The sequence below is a fragment of the Nocardia sp. NPDC057353 genome, from assembly GCF_042667085.1.
Lineage (GTDB): Bacteria > Actinomycetota > Actinomycetes > Mycobacteriales > Mycobacteriaceae > Nocardia.
The window spans coordinates 1-25,086 of record NZ_JBHVAK010000062.1; the positions used below are offsets into that span (position 1 = coordinate 1).

General features: G+C 72.8%; 21 protein-coding genes and 1 pseudogene. 12 read left to right on the forward strand and 10 right to left on the reverse strand.

What is annotated here, in order from left to right; translation table 11 throughout:
- Positions 1–91 precede the first annotated feature (91 nt).
- Entirely contained in the window at positions 92–1,312 is a 1,221-nt protein-coding gene (locus ACFUUZ_RS26005; protein WP_378700580.1) for an acetyl-CoA C-acyltransferase, read from the reverse strand.
- Between the two features lie 245 nt (positions 1,313–1,557).
- Here ACFUUZ_RS26005 and ACFUUZ_RS26010 point away from each other — a divergent pair, with 245 nt between their 5' ends.
- Genes ACFUUZ_RS26010 through ACFUUZ_RS26020 form a run of 3 tightly spaced genes read left to right on the forward strand, consistent with a single transcriptional unit; the run spans position 1,558 to position 5,102 of the window.
- Positions 1,558–2,385 carry a hypothetical protein gene (locus tag ACFUUZ_RS26010; RefSeq protein WP_378700654.1) on the forward strand — a complete coding sequence of 276 codons (828 nt, stop codon included), beginning with the start codon at positions 1,558–1,560 and terminating at the stop codon, positions 2,383–2,385.
- A 25-nt stretch (positions 2,386–2,410) separates the two neighbouring features.
- A complete protein-coding gene (locus ACFUUZ_RS26015) occupies positions 2,411–4,354 on the forward strand; it encodes a fumarate reductase/succinate dehydrogenase flavoprotein subunit (RefSeq protein WP_378700582.1) in 1,944 nt (647 codons plus the stop codon).
- 1 nt (position 4,355) lies between these two features.
- On the forward strand, positions 4,356–5,102 hold the full coding sequence (locus tag ACFUUZ_RS26020) for a succinate dehydrogenase/fumarate reductase iron-sulfur subunit (protein WP_378700585.1): 747 nt from the start codon (positions 4,356–4,358) through the stop codon (positions 5,100–5,102).
- Between the two features lie 19 nt (positions 5,103–5,121).
- Here ACFUUZ_RS26020 and ACFUUZ_RS26025 read toward each other — a convergent pair whose 3' ends face one another.
- The 3 genes from ACFUUZ_RS26025 to ACFUUZ_RS26035 form a co-directional block, all read right to left on the reverse strand.
- The gene (locus tag ACFUUZ_RS26025; protein ID WP_378700587.1) at positions 5,122–5,319 is read right to left on the reverse strand and encodes a hypothetical protein; all 198 of its coding nucleotides are present in this window, start codon (positions 5,317–5,319) and stop codon (positions 5,122–5,124) included.
- A 94-nt stretch (positions 5,320–5,413) separates the two neighbouring features.
- Positions 5,414–5,644, reverse strand: a complete 231-nt coding sequence (locus tag ACFUUZ_RS26030) for a DUF397 domain-containing protein (RefSeq protein ID WP_378700590.1) — start codon at positions 5,642–5,644, stop codon at positions 5,414–5,416.
- On the reverse strand, positions 5,641–6,573 hold the full coding sequence (locus ACFUUZ_RS26035; RefSeq protein ID WP_378700592.1) for a helix-turn-helix domain-containing protein: 933 nt from the start codon (positions 6,571–6,573) through the stop codon (positions 5,641–5,643). Before ACFUUZ_RS26035 ends, ACFUUZ_RS26030 begins: the two co-directional genes overlap by 4 nt.
- A gap of 205 nt (positions 6,574–6,778) precedes the next feature.
- Between ACFUUZ_RS26035 and ACFUUZ_RS26040 the strand changes: the two genes are divergently transcribed.
- On the forward strand, positions 6,779–6,979 hold the full coding sequence (locus ACFUUZ_RS26040) for a hypothetical protein (RefSeq protein WP_378700594.1): 201 nt from the start codon (positions 6,779–6,781) through the stop codon (positions 6,977–6,979).
- On the opposite strand, the gene ACFUUZ_RS26045 is transcribed toward ACFUUZ_RS26040, so the two are convergent.
- The gene (locus ACFUUZ_RS26045; protein ID WP_378700656.1) at positions 6,976–7,968 is read right to left on the reverse strand and encodes a DNA-3-methyladenine glycosylase family protein; all 993 of its coding nucleotides are present in this window, start codon (positions 7,966–7,968) and stop codon (positions 6,976–6,978) included. The genes ACFUUZ_RS26040 and ACFUUZ_RS26045 overlap by 4 nt on opposite strands.
- A 224-nt stretch (positions 7,969–8,192) precedes the next feature.
- Here ACFUUZ_RS26045 and ACFUUZ_RS26050 point away from each other — a divergent pair, with 224 nt between their 5' ends.
- Complete coding sequence (locus ACFUUZ_RS26050) at positions 8,193–8,789, forward strand: TetR/AcrR family transcriptional regulator (protein ID WP_378700596.1); 597 nt, start codon at positions 8,193–8,195, stop codon at positions 8,787–8,789.
- Between the two features lie 263 nt (positions 8,790–9,052).
- Here the strand turns inward: ACFUUZ_RS26050 and ACFUUZ_RS26055 are convergent, their stop codons facing one another.
- On the reverse strand, positions 9,053–11,818 hold the full coding sequence (locus ACFUUZ_RS26055) for an FAD-binding and (Fe-S)-binding domain-containing protein (RefSeq protein WP_378700598.1): 2,766 nt from the start codon (positions 11,816–11,818) through the stop codon (positions 9,053–9,055).
- 108 nt (positions 11,819–11,926) lie between these two features.
- Between ACFUUZ_RS26055 and ACFUUZ_RS26060 the strand changes: the two genes are divergently transcribed.
- Entirely contained in the window at positions 11,927–13,825 is a 1,899-nt protein-coding gene (locus tag ACFUUZ_RS26060; protein WP_378700600.1) for an ABC transporter ATP-binding protein, read from the forward strand.
- Positions 13,826–13,939: 114 nt separating this feature from the next.
- Here the strand turns inward: ACFUUZ_RS26060 and ACFUUZ_RS26065 are convergent, their stop codons facing one another.
- Entirely contained in the window at positions 13,940–14,935 is a 996-nt protein-coding gene (locus ACFUUZ_RS26065) for an acryloyl-CoA reductase (protein WP_378700602.1), read from the reverse strand.
- Between the two features lie 20 nt (positions 14,936–14,955).
- A pseudogene (locus ACFUUZ_RS26070) lies at positions 14,956–16,039 on the reverse strand (DNA polymerase IV).
- A 58-nt stretch (positions 16,040–16,097) separates the two neighbouring features.
- On the opposite strand from ACFUUZ_RS26070, the gene ACFUUZ_RS26075 reads away from it, so the two are divergent.
- Both ACFUUZ_RS26075 and ACFUUZ_RS26080 read left to right on the forward strand, forming a co-directional pair.
- A complete protein-coding gene (locus ACFUUZ_RS26075; protein WP_378700604.1) occupies positions 16,098–16,655 on the forward strand; it encodes a TetR/AcrR family transcriptional regulator in 558 nt (185 codons plus the stop codon).
- Positions 16,656–16,667: 12 nt separating this feature from the next.
- Positions 16,668–17,093, forward strand: coding sequence for a PaaI family thioesterase (locus ACFUUZ_RS26080; RefSeq protein WP_378700606.1), 426 nt, complete (start codon positions 16,668–16,670; stop codon positions 17,091–17,093).
- Positions 17,094–17,182: 89 nt separating this feature from the next.
- Here ACFUUZ_RS26080 and lon read toward each other — a convergent pair whose 3' ends face one another.
- Together lon and ACFUUZ_RS26090 are read right to left on the reverse strand one after the other, a co-directional pair.
- Positions 17,183–19,465 (reverse strand): endopeptidase La, encoded by a 2,283-nt coding sequence (gene lon / locus ACFUUZ_RS26085; protein ID WP_378700658.1) that lies wholly within the window; start codon positions 19,463–19,465, stop codon positions 17,183–17,185.
- 153 nt (positions 19,466–19,618) lie between these two features.
- Positions 19,619–20,365, reverse strand: coding sequence for a dienelactone hydrolase family protein (locus tag ACFUUZ_RS26090; RefSeq protein WP_378700608.1), 747 nt, complete (start codon positions 20,363–20,365; stop codon positions 19,619–19,621).
- A 112-nt stretch (positions 20,366–20,477) separates the two neighbouring features.
- Here ACFUUZ_RS26090 and ACFUUZ_RS26095 point away from each other — a divergent pair, with 112 nt between their 5' ends.
- The 4 genes from ACFUUZ_RS26095 (at position 20,478) to lhgO (ending at position 24,993) form a co-directional block, all read left to right on the forward strand.
- Complete coding sequence (locus ACFUUZ_RS26095) at positions 20,478–21,833, forward strand: hypothetical protein (RefSeq protein ID WP_378700610.1); 1,356 nt, start codon at positions 20,478–20,480, stop codon at positions 21,831–21,833.
- A 50-nt stretch (positions 21,834–21,883) separates the two neighbouring features.
- A complete protein-coding gene (locus ACFUUZ_RS26100; RefSeq protein WP_378700612.1) occupies positions 21,884–22,675 on the forward strand; it encodes a TIGR03084 family metal-binding protein in 792 nt (263 codons plus the stop codon).
- A 372-nt stretch (positions 22,676–23,047) separates the two neighbouring features.
- Entirely contained in the window at positions 23,048–23,713 is a 666-nt protein-coding gene (locus ACFUUZ_RS26105) for a hypothetical protein (RefSeq protein ID WP_378700614.1), read from the forward strand.
- A gap of 44 nt (positions 23,714–23,757) precedes the next feature.
- On the forward strand, positions 23,758–24,993 hold the full coding sequence (lhgO, locus tag ACFUUZ_RS26110) for an L-2-hydroxyglutarate oxidase (protein ID WP_378700616.1): 1,236 nt from the start codon (positions 23,758–23,760) through the stop codon (positions 24,991–24,993).
- The last annotated feature ends 93 nt before the right edge of the window (positions 24,994–25,086 follow it).

A 25,086-nucleotide genomic window follows, 5' to 3' on the forward strand; every position in this document is an offset into this window, starting at 1 on the left:
CAAACTCGCCGTCCGCTACCTCGCCAGCATCCACATTGCCGCCATCAACCACTGGCTCCGAGAGCAGTGACAGACGACTTCGCAACACGGCCTAGGCCCGGTGCCGCCCCGCCCGCCGCGGCGGGCGCGCGCCGTGGAACCTGGCCCCGCACGGCGGCGCCGACGCCGGGGCCGACTCCGCCGACTCGAAGAGCGCGGCGATGCCGTGGTCGTGGCCGAGCGCGATGGCCTCCAGGCCGTAGCGGCCGCCGCCGCGCGCGAGTTCGTGCAGCATCGTCGTCATGATGCGGAGCCCGGTGGCGCCGACCGGGTTGCCGAGCGCGATCGATGAGCCGTTGACGTTCAGCCGGTCGGTCGGGTCGAGGTCCCACTCCCGCGCCAGCGCGAGCACCTCGACCGCGAACCCCTCGTTGACCTCGATCAGGTCCAGGTCGTCCATGGTGCGGCCGCTGCGGCCGAGCAGCTTCGCCACGGCCGGGGCGGCGCCGAGCGAGGCGATGTCGGAGTCGCAGCCCGCCGCGGCCCAGCCGACCAGGTAGGCCAGCGGGGTGAGGCCGAGTTCGTCCAGCCGGTCCTCGGCCACCACCAGGCAGGCGGCGGCGCCGTGCCGGTGCGCGCTCATATTGGCGCTGGTCACCACGCCCCGCGGGAGCAGGGGGCGGAGGTTGGCGAGGGTGTGCGTGGTGAGGTCGGCCCTGACTCCCTCGTCCCTGGCGATGCGGTGGCCGGGGTCGAAGTCGGCCGCGGTGCGGGCGTAGGGGTCGGCGGTGACGCCGACCGGGACCACCTCGGTAGCGAAGGCACCCTGCCGCCAGGCCCGCGCCGCCCTGCGGTGGCTCGCCACCGCGAACTCGTCCGCCTCGGCCCGCCCGATCCCGTAGTGCCTGGCCAGCTCCTCGGCATTCACCAGGTCGGCGCGGTGGCCCGGATCGCGCGGGGAGATGGCACCGTCCGTCGAACATTCGACGCCGCCCGCCACCACCACGTCGGCCGCACCGGTCTGCACCATCATGGCCGCGGTGATCACCGCCTGTAGCCCGCTGCCGCCGCGCCGGTCGGTGAGGAAGCCGGGCACCGCGAAGGGCAGCCCGGCGCCGCGCGCGGCCAGCCTGCTCAGATGCGGCACCGTCGGCCTGCGCGGATCGATGCACGCCATGGCGACGTCCTCGATGCGCAGCGGGTCGATCCCGGAGCGGTCGATGCACGCCGAGAGCACCGTGGTCGCCAGCCATTCCGGCGGCATCCCGGAGAGCGCTCCGCCCGCGACCCCGCCGGGGGTGCGGACCGGAGCCACGATCGCGGCCCTTCTCATCGTGGTGGCCCCTTCCTGCCGAATCCACGCGTCACCGCACGTCAACGGGCGATTTGTCAGGAAAAGGGCACCACGCGGCTGTTACCGGAGTGTGACGATCAGGCCGCGATCACGGTTGTGGTGAAGATCACTACTGGGCCGATGCTCCGGGAATGGCGGTACCGGACTCGAGCGATAGCGCCCCTGTCGTAGGGTGCTCGTCATCACATCGGATCGCGGGCCAACCCGACGAGCCCGCAGAGCAGATCAGCGAGGCATCCACCGTGACTGCCGCACCCACCGGCGTCTTCACGACGACCAGAGCACGGATCTCCGCACGCACCCTCCGCACCGACCGCTGGTGGCTACCACCGCTGATCACCGTGCTCGGCCTCGGTGCGTTCGTCGTATACGCGACGGTCAGGTCGTTCGTGCGCACCGCCTACTACGTTGCCGACTACCACTACCTGACGCCGTTCTACTCACCGTGCCTGAGCACGTCGTGCGTCGAAGGGGCGAGCCACTTCGGGACGCCGCTCGGCGACCTGCCGATGTGGATCCCACTCGGCTTCGCCGTGCTCCCGTTCCTGCTCGGCTTCCGGCTCACCTGCTACTACTACCGCAAGGCCTACTACCGGGCGGTGTGGTTCTCGCCGCCCGCCTGCGCGGTCGCCGAGCCGCACGCCAAGTACACCGGCGAGACCAGGCTGCCGCTGATCATCCAGAACGCGCACCGCTACTTCTTCTATGTGGCGCTGCTGGTCTCGCTGATCAACAGCTACGACGCGATCGTCGCCTTCCACGGCAAGAGCGGCGGCTTCGGCTTCGGCCTCGGCAACCTGGTGCTGCTGCTGAACGTCGTGCTGCTCTGGGCCTACACGCTGTCCTGCCATTCCTGCAGGCACATCGCGGGCGGGCGGCTCAAGAACTTCTCGGCGCACCCGGTGCGCTACTGGTTCTGGACCCAGGTGTCGAAGCTGAACACCAGGCACATGGCCCTGGCCTGGACCACCCTCGGCACGCTCGTGCTCACCGACTTCTACGTCATGTTGGTGGCCAGCGGAACGATTTCGGACCTGCGGTTCATCGACTGACCGCCTCATACAGGAGTTTTCCTCGATGCCAGAAGTTGAACGGCACAAGTACGACGTGGTGGTCATCGGCGCGGGCGGCGCCGGGCTGCGCGCGGTGATCGAAGCACGGGAGAACGGCTACAGCGTCGCGGTGGTCTGCAAATCCCTGTTCGGCAAGGCACACACGGTCATGGCCGAGGGCGGCTGCGCCGCGGCCATGGGCAATGCGAACGCCAAGGACAACTGGCAGACGCACTTCAAGGACACCATGCGCGGCGGCAAGTTCCTGAACAACTGGCGGATGGCCGAGCTGCACGCGCAGGAGGCGCCGGACCGGGTGTGGGAGCTGGAAAGCTATGGCGCGCTGTTCGACCGCACCCCGGACGGCCGGATCAGCCAGCGCAACTTCGGCGGCCACACCTACCCGCGGCTGGCGCACGTCGGCGACCGCACCGGGCTGGAGCTGATCCGCACCATGCAGCAGCGCATCGTCGCGCTGCAGCAGGAGGATTTCGCCGAGACCGGCGACTACGAGGCGCGGATCAAGGTCTTCGCCGAGTGCACCATCACCGAGCTGCTCAAGGAGGGCGACCGGATCTCCGGCGCCTTCGGGTACTGGCGCGAGTCCGGCCGCTTCGTGCTCTTCGAGACGCCCGCGGTCGTGCTCGCCACCGGCGGGGTCGGCAAGTCCTACAAGGTCACCTCGAACTCGTGGGAGTACACCGGCGACGGCCACGCGCTCGCACTGCGCGCGGGCGCCTCGCTGATCAACATGGAGTTCCTGCAGTTCCACCCGACCGGCATGGTGTGGCCGCCGAGCGTCAAGGGCATCCTGGTGACCGAGGGGGTGCGCGGCGACGGCGGGGTGCTGAAGAACACCGACGGCAAGCGGTTCATGTTCGACTACATCCCCTCGGTCTTCAAGGGGCAGTACGCCGAGTCCGAGGACGAGGCCGACCAGTGGCTGAAGGACAACGACTCCGCCCGCCGCACCCCCGACCTGCTGCCCCGCGACGAGGTCGCCAGGGCGATCAACTCCGAGGTCAAGGCGGGGCGCGGCACCGAGCACGGCGGCGTCTACCTGGACATCGCCTCCCGGCTGCCCGCCGAGGAGATCCGGCGCAGGCTGCCCTCGATGCACCACCAGTTCAAGGAGCTGGCCGACGTCGACATCACCGCCGAGCCGATGGAGGTCGGGCCGACCTGCCACTACGTCATGGGCGGGATCGAGGTGGTGCCGGACACCGGCGCCGCCACCGTGCCCGGGCTCTTCGCGGCGGGGGAGTGCTCCGGCGGCATGCACGGCTCCAACCGGCTCGGCGGGAACTCGCTCTCCGACCTGCTGGTCTTCGGCCGCCGGGCGGGGCTCGGGGCCGCGGAGTACGTGCGGTCGCTCGGCGATCAGCGGCCCGCGGTGACCGATGCCGACATCACCGCCGCGGCCCGGGCGGCGGTGGCGCCGTTCGACCCGCCCGCGACCGGGCAGGGCGAGAACCCGTACACCCTGCACACCGACCTGCAGCAGGTGATGAACGACCTGGTCGGCATCATTCGCACGGAAAAGGAGCTGCACCAGGCCGTGGAGCGGCTGGAGCGGCTGCGCGAGCGGTACGCCGAGGTCACCGTGGAGGGGCACCGGCAGTTCAACCCGGGCTGGCACCTCGCGCTCGACCTGCGGAACATGCTGGTGGTGAGCGAGTGCGTGGCGCAGGCCGCGCTGCTGCGCACCGAGAGCCGCGGCGGGCACACCAGGGACGACTACCCGGGGATGGACCCCGGCTGGCGGAACACCCTGCTGGTCTGCGAACTGGACGGCGACGACCGCGCGGCGACGGTGCCCGGCGTGGCCGTGCGCCCGGCGGACCAGGAGCCCATGCGGGCGGACCTGCTCGCGCTCTTCGAGGTCTCCGAGCTGGAGAAGTACTACAAGGGAATCGAATTGGCGGGACACCCGGAGAACGCGCGCCCTGCCCCGGAAGGCGAGGCGTGACATGGGATACGACGCCAGGTTCCGCGTGTGGCGCGGCGACATCGACGGCGGCGAGCTGCGGGACTTCACCGTCCAGGTGAACGAGGGCGAGGTGGTGCTGGACATCATCCACCGGCTGCAGGCCACCCAGGCCCCCGACCTCGCGGTGCGCTGGAACTGCAAGGCGGGCAAGTGCGGGTCGTGCTCGGCCGAGGTGAACGGCAGGCCCAAGCTGCTCTGCATGTGCCGGATGTCCACCTTCACCGAGGACGAGGTCATCACGGTGACCCCGATGCGCACCTTCCCGGTGGTGAAGGACCTGGTCACCGATGTCTCGTTCAACTACGAGAAGGCCAGGCAGATCCCGTCGTTCACGCCGCCCGCGGATCTGAAGCCGGGTGACTACCGGATGAAGCAGGTGGATGTCGAGCGCTCGCAGGAGTTCCGCAAGTGCATCGAGTGCTTCCTGTGCCAGAACACCTGCCACGTGGTGCGGGACCACGAGGACAACAAGGAGGCGTTCGCCGGGCCGCGCTACCTCATGCGGATCGCGGAGCTGGAGATGCACCCGCTGGACGTCGCCGACCGGCGCGACCTGGCGCAGGAGGAGCACGGCCTCGGGTACTGCAACATCACCAAGTGCTGCTCCGAGGTGTGCCCGGAGCACATCGCGATCACCGACAACGCGCTCATCCCGATGAAGGAGCGCGTGGTCGACCGGCGGTACGACCCGATCGTCTGGCTCGGGAACAAGCTCTTCCGCCGCTGACGGCGGTGGTCGCGCTGCGCTACAGGAGCGCGACCACCCCGACGGCCACCGCCCACACCAGCACACCGACGAAGAGCGCGGAGAGCAACGATCCGGTGAGCACGAACACGCCCACCGACGACACCGCCACCAGCAGTCCCACGATCAACCACTCCACCCAGTAGCGCGGATGCGGCGTCCGGTACCGGGGTGGGAAATTCTTCAACCCACGGTCCATGACAAGAGGTGTACCCGACCGGTCGTCCGAGCAAACCGGCATTGTTGCCGGACCGCGCCCGGTTCGTGACCGACCGGTCGGGCTTTCGTGACCGTCAGGCGGGCGGGTCGAACTCCCCGTCCAGCACCCCCGCGGTGAAGGCGTCCCACTCGCCGGGGGTGAAGATCAGCACCGAGCCCTCCGGGTCGCGGCCGTCGCGCAGCGCGACGTGCCCCTCGGCCAGGAACGCCACCTCGACCACGGCCTCGCTCTCCGGCGCGGTGCCGGAGGCCGACTGCCACCGGGCGCCCGCGATATCGATCTGCGCGCCCTCGCCGATGCTCATGCCGCGTACTCCTTCGCTACCCGCCGCAGCAGGTGCCGGGTCGATGGGATGTCGAGCGCCGAGTCCCGCAGGCACTCGTGCGCCGCATCGTACCGCCGGATGTCCCGCTCGGACTCCAGATACAGTCCGCCGGTGAGCCCTTCGGTGTACACCACCGGCGGCTCCAGCGCGCGGCCGCTGCGGTCCGCGCCGAAATCGAGCACGGTGAACGGCGCGACCGTCGCGCCCACCGGCGCCCCCGCCGCGAAGGGGAGCACCCGCACCCGGACATTGGCCCTGGTGCTGAGGTCGGCCAGGTGCCGCAGCTGCGCGGCCATCACCCGCGGCCCGCCGACCACCCGGCGCAGCACCGACTCGTGCAGCACCGCGTCCACCGTCGCGGGCAGCGACTTGCGCGTGATCAGGCTCTGCCCGCGCAGCGCGCCCTGCACCCGCTCCTCGGCGCCGCCCGCGAGCGCGCGCAGGTACTCCGCGGTGCGGAACAGCGCGGGCACCAGCTCCGGCTGGTAGGTGGCGAGGTGCCTGGCCGACGCCTGCACCCCGCGGTACACCTCGAAGTGCTCCGGGATCAGTTCGCCGAAGGCGTGCCACCAGTGCGTGTCCGCGACCTGCCGCGCCAGCCCCTCCAGGCCGTAGGCGATCTCGTCCGGGATGCCGTAGACCCGGCACAGCTCGCGGATGTCGATGGTGCGGACCCGGTCCGCCTGCCCCTTCTCCAGCCGCTGCAGCGTGGTCGCTCCCCACTCCATGAGCCGCGCGGACTCGGCGATGGTCAGCCCCGCCCGCGTCCGCCATTCGCGCAGGTACCTGCCGAGCTGCCTGCGCGGCAGCGTCGACGAATCGTGCTGCGCCGCCACCCGTTCCACCGCCCGCACCGGGAGCCGCTCCGGCATCACCGCGCGCCCCGCCCTCGCCGGTCTCGTCGCCACCCCACACTCCGTTCCGTGCTTGTCGCATCACCGCAGTGCCCGTGGGACCTTCGTCCACAACGGATGATTTTCCCCTGCGGAGCGGATTCTGTGCTGGGAATTCGCGGAATAACGCCGCGGCCGGCCGAACTCCGCCTCCCACTCGGCATTCGACTGGTGTGCTGGATGTGTGCCGTGTCCGCTCGAACCGGAGGTGACCGTGTCGTTGACCGAGTTCAATCTGCGTCTCGCGGCTCTCTACGCCTGCGCGGCCGACCCCGGCCCGCTGACGCCGGAGCAGGCGCACACCGCCATGCAGCTGCACCTGGACTGCACCGTCGACGAGTGCCGGGTGCGCAGGCGGGCGCGGAGCACCCTGGTCGAGGCCGGGCGCTGCGTGCTCGAGGCGCGCGCGCTGCCCTCCTAGTGCCAGGAGTGGTCGGTGAGCGGGGTGCGCGGGGCGAACTTCGGGCGGTGCGCCTGGCCGCTGACCTCGAGCAGCCGGACCGCGCGGTAGCGGTGCGGGCGTAGCGGTTCCAGGTACTCGACCATGCCCGCGTCGTCCAGCGGGCGGCCGAGCAGGGTCCAGCCGACGACGGCGGCGAGGTGGTAGTCGCCGACCGAGAGCGCGTCCGGGTCGCCGTAGGCGCGCTGGGCCACCTCGGCGACGGTCCAGACCCCGATGCCGGGGATGGAGCGGAGCTTCGCGGCCGCCGCGGCCGGGTCGAGGGCGGCGGTGCGGTCGATGGCGGCGGCGGCCCTGGCGGCGCGGACGATGGTGGCCGCGCGCTGCGGGCCGACATTGGCCTGGTGGTAGCTCCAGGAGGGGATGTGCCGCCAGGTGTCCGGCGCGGGCGGGAGCAGCAGCTCGCCGGGGCCGGGGGCGGGCTCGCCGTAGCGGCGGACCAGGACGCACCAGGAGCGGCGGGCGGAGATGGTGTGCACCTTCTGCTCCAGGATCGCCGGGACCAGCGCCTCGAAGACCAGGCCGGTGCGGAGCATGCGCAGCCCGGGGTGGCGGCGGTGCGCCTCGGCGATCCTCGGGTGCTCCGGGGTGAAGGCGTCGACGCACTCGTCCAGGCAGAGCATGCGCTCCAGGCCGGTCAGGAACTCGTCGGCGCCCGGCCCCCAGGCCGTCGCCTGGACGCCGGTGCGGCCCGCCTGGCGGAGGCGGTAGGTGACCGGGCCGCTCGGCAGCCGGGAGGCGTGCCAGTGCGCGCCGTCCTCGGTGCGGCGGTGGCAGGGGTCGCCCGCGCCGCGGGAGAGCGGGGCGAGGGTGGTGGCGAGGTCGAACGGGCGGTCGGTGCTGACGGTGCGGGTCGTGCCCGCTCCAGCCGCCGGGCGGCGCGGGGTCGTGGCGTCCGGCGTGGCCCCCTCGTAGAGGCGCTGCGCACCGGGCCCGCCCTCGCCGTCCAGGCGCCGCGCGCCCGCGGCACCGAACCTGCCTGCGGGTAGCGGCGCGCGGCGGTTACCGCCCCTCGCCACCCCGGCCTGCCGTCGCACCGGACCATTGTGCGCGGCCGGGCCCGCAGGAACCCGCGCGGCCCGCCGATAGCAGGTCCGAACACCGCGGGTGCAAGGTTCGGCCGGTGATTTTCACCCTCGGTGGAAACCGACGGCGACGGGTAAATTCCGGGGTCATGGTCTCCGCTCGACGGCCACGCCAGGACTCCGCGGAACGGCGTGCGCGCATTGCCGAGGCCGCCCTGCGCGTGCTCGGCGAGCAGGGGCCGCGCAAGCTCACCCACCGCAATGTGGACGCCGCGGCCGAGCTCCCGCCCGGCTCGGTCAACTACCACGCGCCCAGTCGGCTGCGGCTGCTGCAGATGGTGGCCGACGAGCTCTTCGCCGAGGACATGCAGATCGCGGCGCGGCACTTCTGGGAGCCGCACCCGCGGGCCCTCCTCACCGTCGCGGTCGCCGTCATCAGCGAGATGACGGCTCCGGAGGCCAGGTACCGGGTGCTCGCCAGGCACCACCTGCTCGCCGAGGCGCGCACCGACGAGGAGCTGCGCAGGCACTTCGACGACGCCCGCGCCGCCTTCGTCTCGCTGGTCGGGCAGGGGCTGGCCGACGCCGGGCTGGAGGCGAGCACCGCGGCCGCCGAGCTCTGCGTCATCGCGCTGGAGGGGGTGGTCGACCGGCAGGTCTTCTTCCCCGGCACCGCGCTGACCGAGCCGGAGATCCGGCGGCTGGTCGGGCTGCTCGGCCGGGCGACCGGCCCGCGCCGCCGGTGATCGCCCCGTGATCTGCCACCGAATTCGCAACCATCGGTAACACCATCCGTGACCACGCCGATATCCGCGTGACCGGCAAATTGTCGGCAGTCGATTCACGAAGGGTCAGGCGCGATGATCACGAACCTGCTCAATTTCCTGCTCGACGGAATCGGCGGCTTCGCCGCGGGGAGCTCCGGGTACCAGATCCCACCCGGCACCCTCCCCTTCGGCAGCTGAGCCGGGTGCCTGCTCCCCACCGCAGCGGGGAGCAGGCACCATCCTCAGCCCTCCCAAAGGAACTGCGCCAGATGGCGCGCTTCGCGGCCTGCGAGCTCCGCGGCCTGGGTACGGCAGGAGAACCCGTCGGCGAGCAGCACCGCCTCCGCCTGCGCCGCCGCCAGCGCGGGCAGCAGCCCGTTCCCCGCGATTTTCACGGATATGTCGAAGTGTCCGGATCGCATTCCGAAATTACCGGCCAGCCCGCAGCAGCCCCTGATCTCGTGCAGCTGCACACCCATAGCAGCTAATATCTGGCGATCCGCGGAGAAGCCCGCGGTCGCGTACTGGTGGCAGTGCGGCTGCACCACGACCGGCTGCCCGTCGCGGCGCGGCGGGGTCCACTCCGGGTGCGCGAGCAGGAATTCGGCGAGGGTGCGCACGGCGGCCGCGGTCGGCGCGGCGCGCGGGTCGTCCGGGAGCAGCTCCGGCAGGTCGGTGCGGAGCGCGGCGGTGCAGGACGGCTCCAGCCCGATCACCGGCCCGCCCGCCGCGACGTGGGCGTGCAGCGCGTCCAGGGTGGCCCGTAACCGGGCGCGGGCGCCGTCGAGCTGCCCGGTGGTGATCCAGGTCAGCCCGCAGCAGACTCCCCGCTCCGGCAGCCGAACCCGGTACCCGAGCGATTCCAGCAGCCCGGTGGCGGCGGTGGCGATGGCCGGGTCGAAGGCGTCGGTGAAGGTGTCGATCCAGAGCAGCACCTCGGGGCCGTCGCCGCCGACCGGCGGCACCCGGTCGACCCGGTGCTCGGCCAGCCGCGGGACCTGCCTGCGCGGGTCGATGCCCGCCGCGCGCAGCCCGGCCCGGCGCAGCGGGCGCACCCGGGCCAGCGCGTTGGCGAGCCGCGGCGCCCGGCCCGCGAGCGCGAGCCACCGCGGCAACCTGCCGAGGGTGTAGTGGTCGACGGGGCGGAGCCTGCCCCGGTAGCGGCGGTACAGCACCTCGGACTTGTAGGTCGCCATGTCCACCCCGGCGGGGCAGTCGGTGGCGCAGGCGCGGCAGGACAGGCACAGGTCGAGCGATTCGCGCACCTCGGGGCCGGTGATCGGGAGCGCGCCGCGCACCACCTCCTGCAGCACCCTGGCCCGGCCGCGGGTGCTGTCCTTCTCGTCGGCGGTGGCCAGGAACGAGGGGCACATGAAGCCGCCGGAGTCGGCCCGGCAGGAGCCGACCCCGACGCAGCGGTGCACCGCCGTGCCGAGGTCGCCGCCGTCGCGGGGGAGCGCGACTCCGTGCGCGGGCACCGGGGGGAGCCCGGCCACCCGCAGGTCGGCATCGATCGGGCGCGGCGCCACCAGCACCCCGGGGTTCAGCAGGTCGTCCGGGTCGAAGAGCGCCTTGAAGCCGCCGAACATGCCGAGCACCGCGGGGGAGTACATGCGCGCGAGCAGCTCGGAGCGGGCCCGGCCGTCGCCGTGCTCGCCGGAGAGCGAGCCGCCGTGCCGCACGACCAGGTCGGCGGCGTCGAACAGGAAGGCGCGGAACCGCTGCGGCGCCTCGGCGATCGGCAGGTCGAGCCGGACGTGGATGCAGCCGTCCCCGATATGCCCGTAGAGCAACCCGTCCACGCCGTGCTCGGTGCTGAGCGCGCCGAATTCGCGCAGGTAGGCGCCGAGCCGCTCGGGCGGGACGGCGGCGTCCTCCCAGCCGGGCCAGGCCGGCCTGCCGTCGGGGGAGCGGCCCGCCAGGCCCGCGCCGTCGGCCCGGATCTGCCAGAGCGCGGCCGCGGCGGCGCGGTCGGTGACGACGGTGCTGTCCATGGCGCCCGCGCTCCGGCAGAGTTCGCGCGCGGCTTGGCGGGCGAGGTCGGCGGTATCGCCGCCGGTCTCGACGAAGAGCCAGGCGCCGCCGCGGGGCAGCTCCGGCACGGCGCCGCGCGCGGCGCGCACCACGTCCACCAGTCTGGCGTCGATCCCCTCGACCGCGGTCGGCCGGACCGCGAGCACCGCGGCGACATCGTCGGCGGCGGTCGCCATGTCCGGGTAGCCGAGCACCGTGAGCACGGTCGCGCCGGGCAGCGGGACCAGGTCGAGGTCGGCGTCGAGCAGCACCCCGCAGGTGCCCTCGCTGCCGACGAAGGCGCGCGCGACCGCCGAGCCGCGCTCCGGGAGCAGGTGCTCCAGGCCGTAGCCGGAGGCCTGGCGGTCGAAGCGGCCGAGGTCGGTGCGGAGCGGGGCCAGGTGCGCCGCGGTGAACTCCGGCAGCCCGGGAAGCACCGCGAGGTCGGTGCCGAGCAGCCGCTCCGCGCCGGTGCCGTCCAGGATGCGCAGCGCGCGCACGTTGTCGGCGGTGCGGCCCCAGGCGACCGCGCGCGGGCCGCAGGCATTGTTGCCGATCATGCCGCCGAGCGTGCAGCGGCTCTGGGTGGAGGGGTCGGGGCCGAAGCGGAGGCCGTGCGGCGCGGCCGCGCGCTGCAGCGTGCCGAGCACCGCCCCCGACTGCACCGTGACCCGCCCGGCGTCCGGGTCGATCGGCCCGATCGCGTGCATGTGCCTGCTGAAGTCCAGCACGAGCCCGGGGCCGACGGCGTTCCCGGCCACCGAGGTCCCCGCGCCCCGCGCGGTCAGCGGCACCCCGTTCTCCCGAGCGAAGGCGAGCGCCGCCGCCACGTCCGCGTCGTCGCGCGGGAAGACGACGGCGGTCGGGGGCACCCGGTAGTTCGAGGCGTCCGAGGAGTACTCGGCCCGCCGCCGCGCCGACCCGTCCACCTCGCCGCGCAGCCGCGCCCGCAGCGCCCGCGCGATGAGTTCGGGCTCGTCCGGCCGTCGTTTCACCTGAACCAGCGTAGGCCCGGCCGGAAATGGCTTGCTCTCAACCTTTGTTGAGGTCTTAGTGTCGGTGGCCCGGAGTCCAATGGACCCCGAGCGGAGAGGAGCGATCGGATGAGCATGGAATCCGTGGCGTGGAGCCAGATGTACCGGCAGATGAACGCGCCCGACGAGCGGCGGCCGTTCCGGCGGGCGACGGCGCGGCGCATCCTGCGCTTCGCCACGCCGCACCGGCGCACGATCGCGCTGTTCCTCGGGTTCAGCGTGCTCTCGGCGGTGATCACGGTGGCGACGCCGGTGCTGGCCGGGCGGGTGGTGAACGACATCGTCGGCGGCGCGGCGGCGCGGGTGGTGGTCACGCTGGCGTTGGTGATCGGCGTGCTCGCGGTGCTCGATGCCGGGCTCGGGCTGGTGGTGCGGCGGCTCTCCGCGGGGATCGGCGAGGGGCTGATCCTGGACCTGCGCACCGCCGTCTTCGACCACGTGCAGAAGATGCCGGTCGCCTTCTTCACCAGGACCCGCACCGGCGCGCTGGTGAGCCGGTTGAACAACGATGTGATCGGCGCGCAGCGGGCCTTCAGCGACACCCTCTCCGGCGTCGTCACCAACCTGGTGACGCTCGGCCTCACGCTCGTGGTGATGATCGGGATCTCCTGGCAGATCACGCTGCTCGCGCTGCTGCTGCTCCCGGTCTTCGTGCTGCCCGCGCGGCGGATGGGCAACCGGCTCGCCGGTATCCAGCGCGAGGCCGCGGACCTGAACGCCGCCATGAGCACGCAGATGACCGAGCGCTTCTCGGCGCCGGGGGCGACGCTGGTCAAGCTGTTCGGGCGGCCGGAGCAGGAGTCGGTGGAGTTCGCGGCGCGGGCCGCGCGGGTGCGCGACATCGGGGTGCGCACGGCCATGCTGCAGACCGTCTTCGTCACCGCGCTCACCCTGGTCTCGGCGCTGGCCGTCGCGCTGGTCTACGGCCTCGGCGGCTGGTACGCGCTGCGCGGGCAGCTGGACGCGGGCGCGGTGGTCGCGCTCTCGCTGCTGCTGACCCGGCTGTACGCGCCGCTCACCGCGCTGGCCAGCGCCCGGATGGAGATCATGTCCGCGCTGGTCAGCTTCGAGCGGGTCTTCGAGGTGCTGGACATGCGGCCGCTCATCGAGGACGCGCCCGGCGCGGTGCCGGTGCCCGCGGGGCCGGTCGCGGTGGAGCTGGACGGTGTCGGGTTCGGCTACCCGTCCGCGGACAAGGTGTCGCTGGCCTCGCTGGAGGAGGTCGCCACGCTGGACACCAGGGGCGGGGTGCCGGTGCTGCACGGGGTCTCGCTGCGCGCCGAGCCGGGGCGGATGGTCGCGCTGGTCGGCTCGTCGGGGGCGGGCAAGTCGACGATCGCGCAGCTGGTCTCCCGGCTCTACGACGTGGACTCCGGCGCGGTCCGGCTGAACGGCGTCGACGTCAGGGAGCTGAGCACCACCTCGATCCGGGAGACCGTCGGGCTGGTGACCCAGGACGGGCACCTCTTCCACGAGACCATCCGGGCCAACCTGCTGCTGGCCAGGCCGGAGGCGAGCGAGGACGAGCTGTGGGATGCGCTCACCAGGGCTCGGCTGCGGGACCTGGTCGAGTCGCTGCCGGACCGGCTGGACACGGTGGTCGGCGAGCGCGGGTACCGGCTCTCCGGCGGCGAGCGGCAGCGGCTCACCATCGCCAGGCTGCTGCTCAAGCAGCCGCGGGTGGTCGTCCTCGACGAGGCCACCGCCTCGCTGGACTCCACCTCGGAGGCGGCCGTCCAGGAGGCGCTGACCGAGGCGCTGGAGGGGCGCACCGCGATCGTCATCGCGCACCGGCTCTCCACCGTCCGCGCCGCGGACGAGATCGTCGTCCTCGAGCACGGGCGGATCGTGGAGCGCGGAACCCACCAGCAGCTCCTGGCCGCCGAGGGCCGCTATGCCGAGCTGTACCGCACCCAGTTCGCGGAATCTATCGGCCCGCCTTCGGCGGGCGTGTTCGCGGCCCTGTGAAGTCTCGTCGCCGAGCGCTCGAGACTCGCGCCTGCGGCGCATGCACTTTCGAGCACTCGGCGACGAGACGGGCCGCGAACGGGGTTCGCAAGCCTCACCCCCGCCGGGGCGGGCTCAGAACTCGCCGGCGACGGCGAATACCGTGCGGCCGCGGTGGGTTCCGTCCTGGATGGAGCGGAGGACCTGTTCGGCGTCGGTGATCGGGGCGACGTTGGTGAGGGCGGACAGGTGGCGGGGGCGCAGTTCGCCGCCGAGCTGGGCCCAGATCTCCCTGCGGTGCTCGATCGGCAGGTTCACCGAGTCGATGCCGAGCAGCGAGACGGCGCGCAGGATGAAGGGCATGACCGTGGTCGGCACCCCGGGCCCGCCGGTCAGCCCGCTGGCAGCGACCGCGCCGCCGTACCCGATGGCGCTCAGGATGTAGGCCAGCGAGGCGCCGCCGACGCTGTCCACCGCGCCCGCCCAGCGGGCCGAGGTGAGCGGCCGCGGCTTGGCCTCCGGATCCTCCGGCAGCCTGCCGATCACCTCGTTCGCGCCGAGCTCGGCGAGCAGGTCGTCCGCGTCGGTCTTGCCGGTGGAGGCGATGACCTCGAAGCCGAGCCCGGCCAGGATGTCGATCGCGACCCCGCCGACCCCGCCGGTCGCCCCGGTGACCAGCACCGCGCCGTCGTCCGGGGTGAGGCCGCGGTCGAGCAGGGCGCGCACGCTGAGCGCGGCGGTGAACCCGGCGGTGCCGATGGCGGCGGCATCCCTGGTGCTCAGCCTGTCCAGCTTCACGACCCACTCCGCGGGCACCCTGGCCAGCTCGGCGAAGCCGCCGTTGCGCGAGACGCCGAGCTCGTAGCCGTGCGCGAGCACCTGGTCGCCGGGGGCGAAGGCGTCGTCGTCGGAGGCGACCACCTCGCCCGCCAGGTCGATGCCAGGCACGATCGGGTACTGCCGCACCACCCCGCCGCGCGGCGTGATGGCAAGGGCGTCCTTGTAGTTGGCGCTCGAGTAGTGCACCGCGATCGTCACCTCGCCCGCCCCGAGGAAGTCGTCGCCGACCTCCGCCCTGGAGAGGACGATCGCACCGTCCGAAGCGTTGGCCACCATCGCCGAGAAGGTCATGGCGGAAGCATACGAGGGGCTCACACCGGCACCAGTTCCAGGCGCACGCCGAGCAGCCGGACCGGGCGGCCCGGCTCGAACCGGTCGAGCACCGCGACCGCGGTCTCCGCGATGAGCGCGACGTCGGCGCTCGGCTCCGCGAGTTTGCGCTGCTTGCTGCGGGTGTAGAAGGTGTTGGTGCGCACCGTGACCGAGACCCTGGTGCTCACCCGGCCCGCCGCCGCCAGCTCCTCGGCCAGCTCGGTGGCGAGCCGCGCGACCTGGGCGCGGATCTCCGCGGGGTCGGTCAGGTCGGTGGCGAAGGTCTCGGATCGGCTGCCCCACCGCGGCCCGCGGCTCGGTGCTGACCTCGGTGTCGCCCCTGCCGTGGCCGAGCACCCACAGGTAGGGGCCGGTGTTCGGGCCGAACTCGGCCGCCAGCCGGTCCCGGTCGGCGGCCATGAGGTCGGCCACGGTGTGGATGCCGAGTGCCGCCATGCGCGCGGCGATCCGGCGGCCGACGCCCCAGAGCGCGTCGGTGGGCCGCTGCCCCATGACCTCGACCCAGTTCGCCGCGGTGAGCCGGAAGGTGCCGGTGGCGGCCCCGGCGCGGTGCTCCGGCTCGGCGCCGGGGTTGGCCGCCGATGCCTTGCCGATCGACTTGGCGAAACCGGTGGCGAGCTTGGCCGTGAGCTTGTTGTCGCCGATGCCGATCGAGCAGGTCAGCTCGAGTTCCGCGACGGCGGCGCGGATCGCGGCGGCGAGCGCCTCCGGGTCGTCGGTGTCGGCGGCGAGGAAGGCCTCGTCCCAGCCCCAGACCTCGACCCGGCCGGGGAAGCCGCGCAGCACCGCCATGACCTCGTCGGACGCCTCGTCGTAGGCGGGCGGGTCGAGCGCGAGGAAGACCCCGTCCGGACATTTGCGCTGCGCGCTGCGCAGCGCCATCCCGGCCCGCACGCCGAAGGCCCGCGCCGGGTACGAGGCGCAGGTCACCACCTTGCGCGGCTCGTCGGGGTCGCCGTTGCCGCCGACGATCACCGGCAGGCCGCGCAGCTCCGGGTGGCGGCGGAACTCCACCGCCGCCTGGAACTGGTCGAGGTCGACGTGCAACAGCCATCGGGCCACGGCTCCGTCTTACCGCACACCTGGCGCTTTCGAGGTCGGACAGAATATTATTCTGTTTGTGCGGATTCGAGATCGGTTGCTGCTGGCGGCGGAGGAGCAGTTCGCCGTGCGCGGCGTGCTGGCGGCGACGCTGGCCGAGATCCGAGAGGCGGCGGGCGCCAGCGTCGGCGCGCTGTACCACCATTTCCCGGACAAGGCGGAGCTGTACCGGCAGGTCTGGCTCGGTGCGCTCGCCGATTTCCAGGCCGGGTTCCGGCAGGCCGTGCTGGCGAGCACCGACGCGCGCGGCGGGGTGACCGCCGGGGTGCGCGCGCACCTGGACTGGGTCACCGCGCACCCGGCGCGGGCGACGGTGCTGTTCGGCGCGGCGCCCGCGGGCGCGCGCGAGCAGGAGGGCAATCGGGAGTTCCTGCTCGACATCGTCCGCTGGTGGCGCACGCACGCCGGGTACGGGGCGGTGCGCGAGCTGGAGTTCGACCTGCTCTACGCGCTCTGGCTGGGGCCTGCGCAGGAGTACGCGCGGAGCTGGCTGGCCGGTGCCGTCCGCCGCCCGCCCGCCGAGGTCGCCGACGAACTCGCCGCCGCCGCGTGGCGCACCCTGCAGAACCCGGACTGATCGGAGCACCCCATGGTCGTACTCGATGCCACCTCGGCGCGCGCGGTGCTGGACCGCCAGCCGTTCGCGCACCTCGTCGGCACCGAGCTACTCGCCTTCGGCGACGGCGCCGCCAGCCTGGCCATCCCGATCCGCCCCGAGCTGGGGCAGCAGTTCGGCTTCGTACACGGCGGGGTGCTCGCCTACCTCGCGGACAACGCGCTGACCTTCGCGGCGGGCACTGTGCTCGGCTCCAATGTGCTGACCGGCGGGTTCAGCATCACCTACCTGCGCCCGGCCGCCGGGACGCGGCTGCGCGCCGACGCGCGGGTGACCGGGTCGACCCGGCGGCAGGCGGTGGTGCACTGCGAAATCCGCAGTGAGGACGCGGGTTCCGAGCCGGTGCTCTGCGCCGTCGCGCAGGGGACGACCCGCGCGGTCGAGCGCGAACTCGGCTGAGTTCGGGAAGCGTGGCCCGGCCGCAGGCCGTGGTGCCGGAGACAGGCGGAGGGGCCGGGCCACGAGGGGTGCCCGGCCCCTTCTCCTGATCAGGCGGTGGCGGCGTACGCCGGGCCGTCCAGCGCGGGCTCGGCGACCGGCTCGATGGCGTAGCCGAGGATCTCCGCCACGTCCGCGACCGGGCGCACGTCCAGCGCCGCGAGCACGTCGGCGGGCACCTCGTCCAGGTCGGGCTCGTTGCGCGCCGGGATGAAGACCGTCTTCAGCCCGGCCCGCTGCGCGGCCAGCAGCTTCTGCTTCACCCCGCCGATCGGCAGCACCCGCCCGTTCAGCGTGACCTCGCCGGTCATCCCGACGTCCCCGCGCACATTCCGGCCCAGCGCCAGCGAGACCAGCGCCGTCACCATGGTGACGCCCGCCGACGGGCCGTCCTTCGGCACCGCGCCCGCCGGGAAGTGGATGTGGATATTCCGGTCCAGCACCGCGGGCTCGATCCCGATCTCGGCCAGGTGCGAGCGCACGTAGGTCAGCGCGATCTGCGCGGACTCCTTCATGACGTCGCCGAGTTGCCCGGTCAGCGTCAGCGAGCGCTCGCCCTCGGCCGAGTTGGCCTCGATGTAGAGCACGTCGCCGCCCGCACCGGTAACCGCGAGCCCGGTCGCCACTCCCGGCACCGAGGTGCGCTCCATGGAGTCCGGCGTGAACCGCGGCCTGCCCAGGTACTCCTTCAGCTCACCGAACCCGATGGTGAGCGGGCCGGCGCCGTCGGTGGCCAGCTTCGTGGCCGCCTTGCGCAACCCCTTCGCGATCAGCCGCTCCAGCTGGCGGACGCCCGCCTCGCGGGTGTAGTTCGCGGCGATCTCGCGCAGCGCCTCATCGGTGACGGTGACCTCGTCGGCGGTCAGCGCGTTGCGCTCCAGCTGCCTCGGCACCAGGAAGTCGCGCGCGATGGCGACCTTGTCGTCCTCGGTGTAGCCGTCGACGGTGATCAGCTCCATGCGGTCCAGCAGCGGGCCGGGGATGGTCTCCATGACGTTGGCCGTCGCGATGAACAGCACGTCCGAGAGGTCCAGGTCCAGGTCGAGGTAGTGGTCGCGGAAGGTGTGGTTCTGCGCCGGGTCGAGCACCTCGAGCAGCGCGGCCGCCGGGTCGCCGCGGTAGTCCGAGCCGACCTTGTCGATCTCGTCCAGCAGCACCACCGGGTTCATCGACCCGGCCTCCTTCATGGCGCGCACGATCCGGCCGGGCAGCGCGCCGACGTAGGTGCGCCGGTGCCCGCGGATCTCCGCCTCGTCCCTGACCCCGCCCAGCGCCACCCGGACGAACTTGCGCCCCAGCGACCTGGCGACCGACTCGCCCAGCGAGGTCTTGCCGACGCCGGGCGGGCCGACCAGCACCAGCACCGCGCCGGAGCCGCGGCCGCCGACCACCTCGAGCCCGCGCTCGGCGCGCCTGGCGCGCACCGCCAGGTACTCGACCATCCGGTCCTTGACCTCGTCCAGGCCGTGGTGGTCGGCGTCGAGCACCGCGCGGGCCGCGGCGACGTCGGTGTTGTCCGTGGTCCGCTCGTGCCACGGCAGGTCCAGGACGGTGTCCAGCCAGGTGCGGATCCAGCCCGACTCCGGGCTCTGGTCGCTGGCCCGCTCCAGCCTGCCGACCTCGCGCAGCGCCGCCTCGCGCACCTCGGCCGGGAGCTCGGCCTGCTCGACCCGGGTGCGGTAGTCGTCCGCGCCGTCCGGCTCGTCCTCGCCCAGCTCCTTGCGGATGGCGTTCAGCTGCTGACGCAGCAGGAACTCGCGCTGCGTCTTCTCCAGGTTCTCCCTGACCTCGTCCCCGATCTTCTCGGTGACCTCGGCCTCGGCGATGTGCGCGCGGGTCCAGTCGATGAGCGTGGTCAGCCGGGCCGCGGTGTCCGGGGTCTCCAGCAGCTCGCGCTTCTGCTCGCCGGTCAAGTAGGAGGCGTAGCCCGCGGTGTCCGCGATCTCGGACGGCTCGGCCAGCTGGTTCACCGCGTCGATGATCTGCCAGGCCTCGCGCCGCTGCAGCACCGAGACCACGAGCTTCTTGTACTCCTCGGCCAGCTCCCTGGTCCGGCCGTCGGCGGGCGGGACCTCGACCGGTTCGGCCTCGACCCAGAGCGCGGCGCCGGGCCCAGTCACCCCGTGCCCGATCCGGGCCCGCCGCTCGGCCTTCAGCACCGCGGCGGGCGCGCCGCCGCGCAGCCTGCCGACCTGTTCGACGGTGGCAACGACGCCGTACGTCGCGTACCCCTCGTCCAGCCGCGGTGCCACCAGCACCTGGCCTTCCTTCGCGGCGCGCGCGGCATCGATCGCCGCCTGCGCCGATTCGTCCAGTTCGATGGGCACGACCATGCCCGGCAGCACGATCGGATCGGTCAGGAACAGCACCGGCAGGTTCCGAGGTGTAGTCACGATATCGACCCTTCTGAAAGTTGAGCTATGCCCACTCAACCCAGGGGGTCGGACCTTTGTTCCGGTCCGCTCCGATGTTCGCCGAGGGCGAAGTCAGCTCAGTGCGCGGTCCAGCAGCGCTACCAGCTCGCGGAGGTGCCGGGCGTCCGCGTCGGCGTCGTAGCTGGCCAGGTCGCGCTGGGTGAAGCCGTGCGCGGCGCCTGCGTAGACCTCGGCGCGGTAGCGCACGCCCGCCGAGTCGAGCGCCTGGTTCAGCCGCTCGATCTGCTCCGGCGGGAGCGAGGGGTCGGCGTCGGCGTGGCCGAAGTAGAGCTCGGCGGTGATTCCGTCGACGGTCAGGTGCGGGCTGTCGGCGGCCTCGCTCGCCAGCCTGCCGCCGTGGAAGCCGGCGCCGGCGGCGACCCGGTCGGGGTAGGCGGCGGCGGTGCGCAGCACCAGCGCGGCGCCCATGCAGTAGCCGGTGAGCCCGACCGGCCCGGCGGCCACCTCGGGCGCGGCGGCCAGCCAGTCGAGGTAGGCACCGGCGTCGCGGAGCGCGAGCTCGGGGGTGAGCTGCTCCATCAGCGGGCGGATGCGGTCGAAGACCTCGTGCCGGTTGCTCGCGTCGACGACCTCGGGCAGCTCCACCACCGGTGCCCGGCCCGCTCGGTGGAAGAGGTTCGGCACCAGCACGGCGTAGCCGCGGGCGGAGATGGTCTCGGCGAGCGCGGCGAGCGCGGGCCGCGGGCCGAAGGCGTCCGGGAAGAGCAGAACGCCGGGGTGCGTGCCGGAGCCGGGGTGCACGAACAGCGCGTCCGCGGTGCCGTCCGGGGTAGGGATGTCGACGGTCTGAATCGGCACGGAGCCGCTCCTTCCTCGGCGGTGTCGTGGCGCGTTGACACCGGTTCGAGCGCAATGAGAATGTTGGGGCCCTGATATCTCACCACCCGGCAGGACCGAGGGGGATCGCGCCGTGACTGCTCTCGCCTCCGGGCTCTTCATCGACTGGGAAGAACTCACCGGGCAGTCGAAATTCGTGGTCGAGCTGATCACCTTCCCGATCTTCGCCGGGCTGGCCGGGTGGCTGACGAACTGGACCGGCGTGCTCATGCTGTTCTGGCCGGTGCACTTCCGCGGGTTCCGGGTACCGGGGCTCTCGGTGCTCTACCCGTACTTCCCGCGCCGGGTGCAGGTGCTGCCGACCTTCTCCGGCGACGGCAAGCAGCTCGGATTCCAGGGCTTCATCCCGGCCCGCGCCGAGAAGATGGCCAGCATCTGCGTGGACATGGCGATCATGCGGATCGGCAACCCCAAGGACTTCATCCGCGAGCTGGACCTGGACGGCATCGCCGACTACATCGCGGTGCTCGCCCGCAAGCAGGTCGAGCCGCTGGTCGACGAGCTCATGGAGCGGGAGAACCCGGATCTCTGGCGCGGGCTGCCGCGTGCGGTCCGGCAGCTGGTCTACCAGCGGGTGGACCGCGAGCTGCCCGCGCTCTGCAGGCGCGCCTTCGAATCGCTCGGCGACAATGTCGACCAGCTGATCGACATCAAGAGCTTCGTCATCCGCTACCTGCGGCAGAACCCGACCATCCTCAAGGACCTGACCACCACCATCGCCGCGCCGGAGCTGCGCTTCATGGTGCGGATCGGGCTGCTCGGCGCGCCGTTCGGGCTGCTGCTCGCGCTCTACCTGCACCTGCACCGCACGCTGCCGGTGATCAGCTGGATCCCGGCCTGGGCGGTGGTGCTGCTGGCCTCGGCCGCGATCGGCGTCGTGGTGAACATGATCGCGGTGAAGATGGTCTTCGAGCCGGGCGACCCGCAGCCGCGGTATCGGTACCTGTGGCGGCAGGCGCTGCTGGCCAAGCGGCAGCCGCAGGCCGCCGTCGACCTCGCGCACATCCTGGCCTACCAGGTGCTCACCCTGCCGAACCTCTCCGCGGAGCTGCTCGACGGCCCGAACGGCGACAAGACCAGGCAGCTGCTGGAGCGGCTGATCGCCGAGGAGATCAACCGGCAGCTGGGCCGCACCACCTCCGTGGTGCGCGCCGCCTTCGGGCGGCGGCAGTTCGACAACCTCAAGGTCACCGCGGCGGGCGCGGCGGTGGGGCTGGCGCCGACGCTGGTGGAGGACGAGGAGTTCGCCCGCGAGCAGGCGAGCAAGATCGACGAGTTCGCCGCGCGCAAGCTCACGGTGATGAGCCCCGGCGAGTTCATGGAGATGTTCTATGCCTCGGTGGAGCAGGACGCCTGGCTGCTGTACCTGCATGGGGCGGTGCTCGGGCTCGGGGTCGGCGCGCTGCACCTGATCCTCTTCGGCTGGTAAACAAGCACACGTGCTTGTCTTTTCCGGCGGCCGCTGCGATGCTGGGGCGCATGGCCGACCTGGACGCCCTGCTCGCCGATTTCGCCGACGAATCCGCTGATCTGGAACGCCTGGTCGCCCCGCTGGACGCGGCGGGGTGGCAACTGCCGACGCCCGCGCCCGGCTGGTCCGTCGCGCACCAGATCGGCCACCTCGCCTGGACCGACGGGGTCGCGGTGCTCTCCGCGACCGACCCGGACGGCTTCGCGCGGATGCTCACCGAGGCCGCGCCGCGGGTGGCCACCTTCGTGGACGACGGCGCCGAGGAGGCGGCGGCCGCCCCGCCCGCCGAGCTGCTGCGGCGCTGGCGGTCGGGTCGGGAAGCACTGGTCGCGGCGCTGCGTGCGGTCCCGGAGGGGGTGAAGGTGCCGTGGTTCGGCCCGCCCATGCGCCCGGGGTCGATGATCACCGCCCGGCTGATGGAGACCTGGGCGCACGGCCAGGACGTGGCGGACGCGCTCGGCGTCACCAGGGAGCCGACCCGGCGGCTGCGCGGGGTCGCGCACATCGGCGCCCGCACCCGCGACTTCGCCTACGCGGTGCACGGCCGGACGCCGCCCGCGGCCGAGTTCCGCATCGAGCTGACCGCGCCGGACGGCTCGCTCTGGACCTGGGGCCCGGCCGACGCGGAGCAGCGGATCACCGCCCCCGCGCTCGACTTCTGCCTGCTGGTGACGCAGCGCAGGCACCCGGACGACCTGGCCGTCGAGGCGGTCGGCGCCGACGCGGCGGAGTGGCTGGGCATCGCGCAGGCCTTCGCAGGCCCCGCGGGGGCAGGGCGCGCGGCGGGGCAGTTCGCCTGAGACAGCGTCGAGTCACCGCCACGGAGTCTCAACAGCTGTAGAGCCTGCGGTTGAGAGTCGCGGAGCGGGGCCGGCGAGCGCCGCATCGAGGTGCGCCGTTCGTGTCGACGGCCGGACACCGTTGGCCGGGGTCTGTAGGGGCGGGTCGAAAAGACGCTCGCCGACTGCCGGGGGTTTACCCACTCTGTGCGCGATCGAAACCCGTTCGCCGCCTCCGGCGTCGATCCTGGAGCAGGTATCCCCGCTCGAACAGCGGGTATGCGCGCTCCGTCCGGGTTCCGTAGCCTGGACGCGCGTCCGGCTTCCGACGGTGCGGGCCGGCGTGACCAGAGAACCGAAGGGGAGTTCGGGACACAGGGAGAGGACCGCATCGTGACATCGAGGGAGAACCGGAGACCGGGCGAGCCCGCGCCGGACACGGAGCTGCTGACTCCGCGCCGCGGCGCCGCCCGCACCACCGCCATCGTGCTGGTCGGCACCGCGAGCATCGGCCTCACCGCCGTGGCGGGCGCCTACATCGTGAGCAACGTCCCGGGCCGCACCCCGGGCAATATCGAGGCGGGCCGCGCCGAGCCGGAGCAGGCGGCGGTGCCGCCGCCGCCGCGCGTGGCGGCCCCCGCCGGGCCGTTCGCGGGCTCGGCGCTCTTCGAGCGGCGGGAGAGCGCGGCGATCGCGGGCACCGTGCAGATCAGGCCGGAGACGGTCGAGCAGCAGCCCGCCGCGGCGCCGCCCGCCGAGGTCGTTCCGCCCGCCGCGGCGGCGCCGGAGCCCGCCGCCGACCGCAGGGTGCGGGTCGGCCCCGCCTACGTGGACGCCAGGGTGGACGAGCCCGCGAGCGGCGGCGTCGCGCTCACCCTTGACACCAACGCCACCTTCGCCGCGCTCACCGGCGGCCGGGTCGACCCGCGCGCGGTCGCGACGCTGCGGACCGAGATCGGTACCGGCGGTTCGGTCACAGTGACGTTCAGCGATCCGACGCTCGGCAGCCACGATCTGCGGCTGGAGCGCACCGAGGTACCCGCCCGCGTCAGCACCTGACCCCGGTGCGCGGGCGGCGGCCGCGCTCTGCTGAGCTGGGAGCCATGACCGCCGCGCCGCGCCCCGCCGAGTACGACTTCTGCGTGATCGGCGCGGGCATCGTCGGGGTGGCGACGGCGCACCGCATCCTGCGGCGGCACCCCGGCGCGACGCTGCTCCTGCTCGACAAGGAGCAGGTGGCCGCCACCCACCAGACCGGGCACAACAGCGGCGTCGTGCACTCCGGCATCTACTACGAGCCGGGCAGCCTCAAGGCGGAGCTGTGCAGGCGCGGGGCGCGCTGGACCGTCGAATTCGCGCGCGCCGCCGGGATTCCGGTCGAGGTCTGCGGAAAGCTGCTGGTGGCAACGGATTCCGTGGAGCACGAGCGGATGCTGACGCTGCACCGGCGCTCGGTCGACAACGGGGTCGAGGTGGAGCGGATCGACGCCGCCGAGCTGGCCCGCCGGGAGCCGCGAATTCGCGGCACCGGCGCGCTTTTCGTACCGAGCACGGCCATCGTGGACTACCCGGCCGTCACCCGCGCACTGCTGGCCGAGGCGGTCGCCGCCGGTGCCGAGGTGCGGTACGGGGCGACGGTGACGGCCATCGCCGAGACGGCGGAGCGGGTCACCGTCGCGGGCCCGAGCGGGTCGTGGACGGCGCGCAGGCTCGTGGTCTGCGCCGGGTTGCAGGCCGACCGGCTGGCCCGAATCGCGGGGCTGCCGACCAACTTCCGGATCGTCCCGTTCCGCGGCGAGTACTACCGGCTGCCCGCCGAGCGCGCGGATCTCACCTCGACGCTGATCTACCCGATCCCGGACCCGGCGCTGCCCTTCCTCGGCGTGCACCTCAGCCCGACCATCCACGGCGAGCTGACCGTCGGCCCGAACGCGGTGCTCGGCCTGGCCAGGGAGAAGTACCGCAAGTGGTCGGTGGACCCGCGCGACCTGCGCGAGGTGCTCGGCTACCGCGGCTTCCACCGGCTGGCGCGCGCGCACGTCCGCACCGGCGCGCGCGAACTGCGCAATTCGGTGTTCCGGCGCGGGTACCTCGCCGAGTGCAGGCGCTACTGCCCGGAGCTGGAGCTCGCCGACCTGCGGCCGTACCCGGCCGGGATCCGGGCGCAGGCGGTGCTGCCGGACGGCACGCTGGTGCACGACTTCCTGCTCGGCCGGACCGCCCGCTCGGTGCACGTCTTCAACGCGCCCTCACCGGCCGCGACCTCGGCGATGCCGATCGCCGAGCAGATCGTCGACCAGCTGGATTCGCTCGATTCGGCCCCGGCGCCGGGGCGCTGACCAGCAGAAAAAGAGCCGACCGACCAGTTCGTGATCTCCGGATTCCCGCGGCGAATTCCTCGAATAAAGAGGAGTGCTGTAGTACTTTTGACC

Coding starts and splice junctions, on each gene's coding strand:
- ACFUUZ_RS26005 (WP_378700580.1), bottom strand. CDS start 1,312: ATGAGAAGGGCCGCGATCGTGGCTCCGGTCCGCACCCCCGGCGGGGTC.
- ACFUUZ_RS26015 (WP_378700582.1), top strand. CDS start 2,411: ATGCCAGAAGTTGAACGGCACAAGTACGACGTGGTGGTCATCGGCGCG.
- ACFUUZ_RS26020 (WP_378700585.1), top strand. CDS start 4,356: ATGGGATACGACGCCAGGTTCCGCGTGTGGCGCGGCGACATCGACGGC.
- ACFUUZ_RS26025 (WP_378700587.1), bottom strand. CDS start 5,319: ATGGACCGTGGGTTGAAGAATTTCCCACCCCGGTACCGGACGCCGCAT.
- ACFUUZ_RS26030 (WP_378700590.1), bottom strand. CDS start 5,644: ATGAGCATCGGCGAGGGCGCGCAGATCGATATCGCGGGCGCCCGGTGG.
- ACFUUZ_RS26050 (WP_378700596.1), top strand. CDS start 8,193: ATGGTCTCCGCTCGACGGCCACGCCAGGACTCCGCGGAACGGCGTGCG.
- ACFUUZ_RS26060 (WP_378700600.1), top strand. CDS start 11,927: ATGAGCATGGAATCCGTGGCGTGGAGCCAGATGTACCGGCAGATGAAC.
- ACFUUZ_RS26065 (WP_378700602.1), bottom strand. CDS start 14,935: ATGACCTTCTCGGCGATGGTGGCCAACGCTTCGGACGGTGCGATCGTC.
- ACFUUZ_RS26080 (WP_378700606.1), top strand. CDS start 16,668: ATGGTCGTACTCGATGCCACCTCGGCGCGCGCGGTGCTGGACCGCCAG.
- lon (WP_378700658.1), bottom strand. CDS start 19,465: ATGGTCGTGCCCATCGAACTGGACGAATCGGCGCAGGCGGCGATCGAT.
- ACFUUZ_RS26100 (WP_378700612.1), top strand. CDS start 21,884: ATGGCCGACCTGGACGCCCTGCTCGCCGATTTCGCCGACGAATCCGCT.
- lhgO (WP_378700616.1), top strand. CDS start 23,758: ATGACCGCCGCGCCGCGCCCCGCCGAGTACGACTTCTGCGTGATCGGC.